The organism is Fundidesulfovibrio sp. (assembly GCF_058402725.1).
Genome location: NZ_JBZVFJ010000195.1, coordinates 1 through 5,027, shown reverse-complemented (window position 1 = coordinate 5,027; position 5,027 = coordinate 1). Strand labels below are relative to the sequence as shown.

General features: G+C 69.0%; 8 protein-coding genes. 6 read left to right on the top strand and 2 right to left on the bottom strand.

Features of this window, described 5'->3' with window-relative positions; translation table 11 throughout:
- The first annotated feature begins 286 nt into the window (after nt 1-286).
- From ACV4UX_RS17160 to thiH, 4 genes are all read left to right on the top strand, one after another.
- Nucleotides 287-889: a toll/interleukin-1 receptor domain-containing protein gene (locus tag ACV4UX_RS17160; protein ID WP_491594502.1), complete on the top strand. Its 603-nt coding sequence runs from the start codon at nt 287-289 to the stop codon at nt 887-889.
- A 36-nt stretch (nt 890-925) separates the two neighbouring features.
- Nucleotides 926-1,126, top strand: a complete 201-nt coding sequence (gene thiS, locus ACV4UX_RS17155) for a sulfur carrier protein ThiS (protein ID WP_491594501.1) — start codon at nt 926-928, stop codon at nt 1,124-1,126.
- A 4-nt stretch (nt 1,127-1,130) separates the two neighbouring features.
- The gene (locus tag ACV4UX_RS17150) at nt 1,131-1,901 is read left to right on the top strand and encodes a thiazole synthase (RefSeq protein WP_491594500.1); all 771 of its coding nucleotides are present in this window, start codon (nt 1,131-1,133) and stop codon (nt 1,899-1,901) included.
- Nucleotides 1,902-2,256: 355 nt separating this feature from the next.
- A complete protein-coding gene (gene thiH / locus ACV4UX_RS17145; protein ID WP_491594499.1) occupies nt 2,257-3,360 on the top strand; it encodes a 2-iminoacetate synthase ThiH in 1,104 nt (367 codons plus the stop codon).
- A 2-nt stretch (nt 3,361-3,362) separates the two neighbouring features.
- Here thiH and ACV4UX_RS17140 read toward each other — a convergent pair whose 3' ends face one another.
- Both ACV4UX_RS17140 and ACV4UX_RS17135 read right to left on the bottom strand, forming a co-directional pair.
- Complete coding sequence (locus ACV4UX_RS17140) at nt 3,363-3,653, bottom strand: HigA family addiction module antitoxin (protein ID WP_491594498.1); 291 nt, start codon at nt 3,651-3,653, stop codon at nt 3,363-3,365.
- A gap of 9 nt (nt 3,654-3,662) precedes the next feature.
- A complete protein-coding gene (locus ACV4UX_RS17135) occupies nt 3,663-3,941 on the bottom strand; it encodes a type II toxin-antitoxin system RelE/ParE family toxin (RefSeq protein ID WP_491594497.1) in 279 nt (92 codons plus the stop codon).
- 201 nt (nt 3,942-4,142) lie between these two features.
- On the opposite strand from ACV4UX_RS17135, the gene thiF reads away from it, so the two are divergent.
- Both thiF and ACV4UX_RS17125 read left to right on the top strand, forming a co-directional pair.
- The gene (thiF, locus tag ACV4UX_RS17130; RefSeq protein WP_491594496.1) at nt 4,143-4,757 is read left to right on the top strand and encodes a sulfur carrier protein ThiS adenylyltransferase ThiF; all 615 of its coding nucleotides are present in this window, start codon (nt 4,143-4,145) and stop codon (nt 4,755-4,757) included.
- A partial coding sequence (locus ACV4UX_RS17125) for a thiamine phosphate synthase (protein ID WP_491594495.1) occupies nt 4,754-5,027 on the top strand: 274 nt, incomplete at its 3' end. The genes thiF and ACV4UX_RS17125, both read left to right, overlap by 4 nt.

Below are 5,027 nucleotides of genomic sequence, written 5' to 3'. Positions count from 1 at the left end.
TCATCGGGGGCAAATAGGGCGCGGCCGCGCCAGGGGCTCACGTGAGCGCGCGGGCGCTCCGGGGTTCGATAGGGCGGCCGCCGCGTCGCGCGCAACAGGGGCTCGGGAAGAACCGCGCGGGAGCGCCGGAGGGGGCAAGCGCCCTCCGGCGCGCCCGTCCGGCCGGACGCCCCGGCGTCCGGGGCTGCACGGGCCGCGACACGGTACGCGCACCTGTCCGGGACAGGTCGGCTGAGGCAGGCGTTCCCCTTGGATGAACCCAGGACGGATCGGCCGGGAGTCTGCCATGCGCATGCAATCGTTGGTGTCCATGTTCGTACGGTTTCTGCTTTACGCCCTCGTGGCGCTCGTTGTGGCCTACGTGGCCTTCGCCCGGGAGCTTCGCTCCGGGGACTTCCCCGCGTTGCCCCTGGTGGCCGTGGGTGTGGTGCTCGCCGCCGCCCTGGCCGCCGCCCTCACGCGCTCCGGCAAGAGCCGCGCCGGGCGCAAGGTGTTCCTGATCCATCACGAGGCCGACCGGGAGCGCGCCGCCGAGGTGGTGGCCAAGCTGCGCCAGCTGGGCTACACGCCCTGGTTCGCCCCCGAGGAGATCATGCCCGGGCAGAAGGTGGAACTCTCGGTGATGCAGGGCCTGGAGGGCTGCCCCGTGGCGCTCCTGCTGGTCTCGAAAAACCTGGACCTGGCCGACCCCTTCCTGGCCCGCCAGCTGGAGGCCGCCCTGGCCAAGGCCTCCCGCCGCGACGAGTGCCTGAGCCCCGTGATCCCCGCGCTCCTGGACGACACCCCCGCCCCCGAGCAGCTCCAGGCCGTCCAGGTGGCCGACCTGGGCGCCGAAGACGGCTACGAGCGCCTGGACAAGGGCCTCAGGAAGATTCTCGACAACGCCTGAACGCGGCCCGGCGCGCCCGGGCCAATCAACATATCCATGAACCTTCGCATCAACGGACAAGACGCCGCCCATCCCGAGGGCCTCACCGTGGAGGCCCTCCTGGCCGCCTACGGCACGGACCTCTCGGCCGTTGTGGTGGAACTCAACGAACGCATCATACCCCGGGAGCACTGGCAGGACACGGCCCTCAAGGAGGGCGACCGCCTGGAGATCGTCTCCTTCGTGGGAGGAGGCTGATCCCATGGCAGACCGGCTCGTCATCGGGGGCACGGCGCTCGAAAGCCGCCTGTTCCTCGGCTCCGGAAAGTATTCGTCCAACGCCCTCATCCCGGCCATCGTGGAGGCCAGCGGCGCGCAGGTGATCACCGTGGCCGTGCGCCGCGTGGACCCCGGCGCTGGCAGCGAGAACATCCTCTCGCACATCCCCGAGTCCTGCCGCCTCATGCCCAACACCTCCGGGGCGCGCAACGCCCAGGAGGCCGTGCGCATCGCCCGCCTGGCCCGCGCCGCCGGCTGCGGCGACTGGATCAAGATCGAGGTGATCAGCGACAACCGCCACCTCCTGCCCGACAACCAGGAGACCATCGAGGCCACGCGCATCCTGGCCGCCGAGGGCTTCACCGTGCTGCCCTACATGAGCCCGGACCTCATGGCCGCCAAGCGCATGGCGGAGGCCGGAGCCGCCGCCGTGATGCCCCTGGGCGCGCCCATCGGCACCAACCGGGGCTTCCGCACCCGCGAACTCGTGGCCATCATGATCGACGAACTCGACGTGCCCGTCATCGTGGACGCGGGCATCGGCAAGCCTTCCGAGGCCTGCGAGTGCATGGAGCTGGGCGCGGCCGCCGTGCTGGCCAACACCGCCATCGCCACCGCCGCCGATCCCGTGGGCATGGCCCGCGCCTTCGCCCAGGCCGTGGCCGCCGGACGCGCCGCCTGGCTGGCCGGACCCGGAGCCGTGAGCGAACAGGCCCGGGCCTCGTCGCCGCTTACGGGATTCTTGCACGAGTAACGGAGGGATGAGCCTCCGGCGGCCAGGGCTCCGCCCCGGACCCCGGCAGGGCGCTGCTCTGCACCCGCCAGGGGGGTGACCCCCCTGGACCCGCAATTGCTTCGCGCCTTTCACCGGCTAACGTGGCGCAGTTTCGGGCCGGGGGTCCCTCCACGCGGGGTGTCGCCGCCGATCGTCTTCCGATCGGTCGGCGGCGACGCCCCGCGAGGAGGGACCCCCGGCCCGAAACCGGTGAGGGGCTGAAACCGGGCCGGATTCGGCCGATTGTTTTTTGATCGGTCGGCGTGGAAACACGCCGAGAGAGCCCCTGGACCACAAGAGGTCCGATCCCTGAAGCATCACAGGAAGTATGTTCATGACCATCTTCGACGAACTGCGCCGCTACGACGGCTTCGACTTCCCCGGGTTCCTGGCGGGCGTCACCGACGCCGACGTGGGCCGCGTCCTCCGGAAGGAGCGCCTGACGCCGCAGGACTACCTGGCGCTCCTCTCTCCGGCGGCCGCCGCCCACCTGGAGCCCATGGCCCAAAAGGCCCGGGACCTGACCATCCGCCATTTCGGCCGGGCCATGGTGCTGTTTACGCCCCTCTACCTGGCCAACCACTGCACCAACCAGTGCGTCTACTGCGGCTTCAACACCAAGAACAGGATCGAACGCCGCAAGCTCACCCTCGAAGAAGTAGAGGCCGAGGCCTCGGCCATCGCGGCCACCGGGCTCAAGCACATCCTCATCCTCACCGGCGAGGACCGCAAGCAGACGCCCCCCGCCTACATGGCGGACTGCATCCGCGTGCTCAGGCGCCACTTCACGTCCATCGCCATCGAGGTCTACCCCCTCACGGAGGAGGAGTACGCCCAGCTGATCGAGGCCGGGGCCGACGGCATGACCATGTTCCAGGAGGTCTACGACGAGACCGTCTACGCCGAGTTGCACCCCAAAGGCCCCAAGCGCGACTACCGCTTCCGCCTGGAGGCCCCGGACCGCGCGGGCCGCGCGGGCATGCGCCAGTTGAACATCGGCGCGCTCCTGGGGCTGAACAGCTGGCGCACCGAGGCCTTCTTCACGGGCCTGCACGCCGACTGGCTCCAGCGCGCCTACCCGGACGCCGAGGTGGCCGTCTCGCCGCCGCGCATGCGCCCCCACGCAGGGGGCTACCCCCCGCGCGAGATCGTCTCCGACGCCGAACTGGTGCAGTACATCCTGGCTTTCAGGCTCTTCATGCCGCGCGGCGGGGTGACGCTCTCCACCAGGGAGCGGCCCGGGCTTCGCGACAACCTGCTGGGGCTTGGCGTCACGCGCATGAGCGCGGGCGTGTGCACCCAGGTGGGCGGGCGCGCCTCCGGCCAGCACGACACCGGACAGTTCGAGATCTCCGACCCGCGCAGCGTGGACGAGATGGCCCAGGCCCTCTACGAGCGGGGGTATCAGCCGGTGTACAAGGACTGGCAGTACCTGTAGCGTCAGGCCACCTTGGGAACCAGCCGCTCCACGTCCACCGGTCCCAGTTTCTCCCGCGCGAAGGCCAGGTCGTAGTGCATCTGCATGCCAAGCCACGTGGCGGCCGTGCTGCCGAGGGCCTTTTCCAGGCGCAGGGCCATCTCGGGCGAGACGGAGCTTCGCCCGGTGATCACGTTGTGCAGCTGCTGGCGCGACACGCCCAGGCCCCCGGCGGCCTCGGCCACGCTCAGACCCAGGTCGTCCAGGCATTCCTTCACCAGAAGGCCCGGATGGGCGGGGTTTTTCATGTCCATGGCGTTCTCCTAATGATAGTCAACGAAATCAACATCCTGAGCCCGTCCCTCTTCGAAGCGGAAGACGATGCGCCAATTTGCCCTTACAGTGACCGCGTGGAATCCTTGCAGGTTCCCTTTGAGCGCATGAAGCCTGAACGTGGGGAGATTCATGCCCTCCAGCTCGGCCGCGGCGTGAAGGACGGAGAGGATCAACCGGATGCGCTCGACCAGTGCGGGCGGGAGCCTGCTCGAATCGTCCTTCTCGAAAAAGAGGCGCAATCCTTTGTGCCGAAAGCTCGCGATCATTGAAGGGAATGTAAATCGTCAATTGACGTTTGACAAGGGGCGGGGCTTTCTCCCGCTTGGTTTCCTCGCGCCGTGCCCGCTTTGAAAGTGCTGGACTTTTCCCCCGCCAGGCCGGAAAATGGGCACGTCGAAAACTGGCCCCCGGGCCGCCGCCCAACCCTTTGCCGCGCCGGACGCAGGCCCGCGCAGCCAGGACGGTCCATGAACCCCTTCCGCCAGGGCATAGCCCGCTACCTTTCCCCGCAGGCGCTCGAGCGCGTGCGCGCCGTGCGCGTGGGCGTGGCCGGGGCGGGGGGGCTTGGCTCCAACTGCGCCCAGATGCTCGTGCGCTCCGGCTTCGAGGATCTGGTGGTCGTGGACCACGACACGGTGGAGCCAAGCAACCTGAACCGCCAGTTCTTCTTCGCCCGCCAGGTGGGCATGCCCAAGGTGCAGGCCCTGCGCGAGAATCTTCTGGACATCAATCCCGACGCCGCCGTTCGGGCCGTGCAGGAACGCATCACCCCCGAAAACGTCGGGGAACTGTTCCGGGACCGCCACGTGGTGGTGGAAGCCTTCGACGCCGCCCAGGCCAAGAAGATGCTCGTGGAGGCCCTGCTGGGCACGGGCGTGTTCCTGGTGGCCGCCTCGGGGCTGGCGGGCTGCGGCGAGTCCGACCGCATCGTCACGCGGCGCGTGCGCGACGATTTCTACCTCGTGGGCGATTTCGCCTCCGAGGCCACAGCCCAGTGCCCGCCCTTGGCCCCCCGCGTCACCCTGGCGGCGGCCAAGCAGGCCGACATCGTCCTGGATTTCGCCCTGAGGAGAACCCTATGATCGAAGCCATGAAGAACTTCCTGGCGGGCGGCATCTACGCCATCCTCTCCGAGGAGCACTCCCTTGGCCGCTCCAACCTGGAGGTGGCCGAGAGCATCCTCAAGGCGGGCGTGCGCGTGCTCCAGTACCGCGAGAAGGACAAGAAGGCCGGGGCCATGCTCGAAGAGTGCCTGGCCCTGCGCGAACTCACGCGCGCCCACGGGGCCACCTTCATCGTCAACGACCACGTGGACCTGGCCCTTCTGTGCCACGCCGACGGCGTCCACGTGG

Bases quoted from the DNA above. Each gene is read 5' to 3' on its own strand.
- thiF (WP_491594496.1), top strand. From the start codon at position 4,143: ATGAACCCCTTCCGCCAGGGCATAGCCCGCTACCTTTCCCCGCAGGCG.
- ACV4UX_RS17160 (WP_491594502.1), top strand. From the start codon at position 287: ATGCGCATGCAATCGTTGGTGTCCATGTTCGTACGGTTTCTGCTTTAC.
- ACV4UX_RS17140 (WP_491594498.1), bottom strand. From the start codon at position 3,653: ATGGACATGAAAAACCCCGCCCATCCGGGCCTTCTGGTGAAGGAATGC.
- thiH (WP_491594499.1), top strand. From the start codon at position 2,257: ATGACCATCTTCGACGAACTGCGCCGCTACGACGGCTTCGACTTCCCC.
- ACV4UX_RS17135 (WP_491594497.1), bottom strand. From the start codon at position 3,941: ATGATCGCGAGCTTTCGGCACAAAGGATTGCGCCTCTTTTTCGAGAAG.
- thiS (WP_491594501.1), top strand. From the start codon at position 926: ATGAACCTTCGCATCAACGGACAAGACGCCGCCCATCCCGAGGGCCTC.
- ACV4UX_RS17150 (WP_491594500.1), top strand. From the start codon at position 1,131: ATGGCAGACCGGCTCGTCATCGGGGGCACGGCGCTCGAAAGCCGCCTG.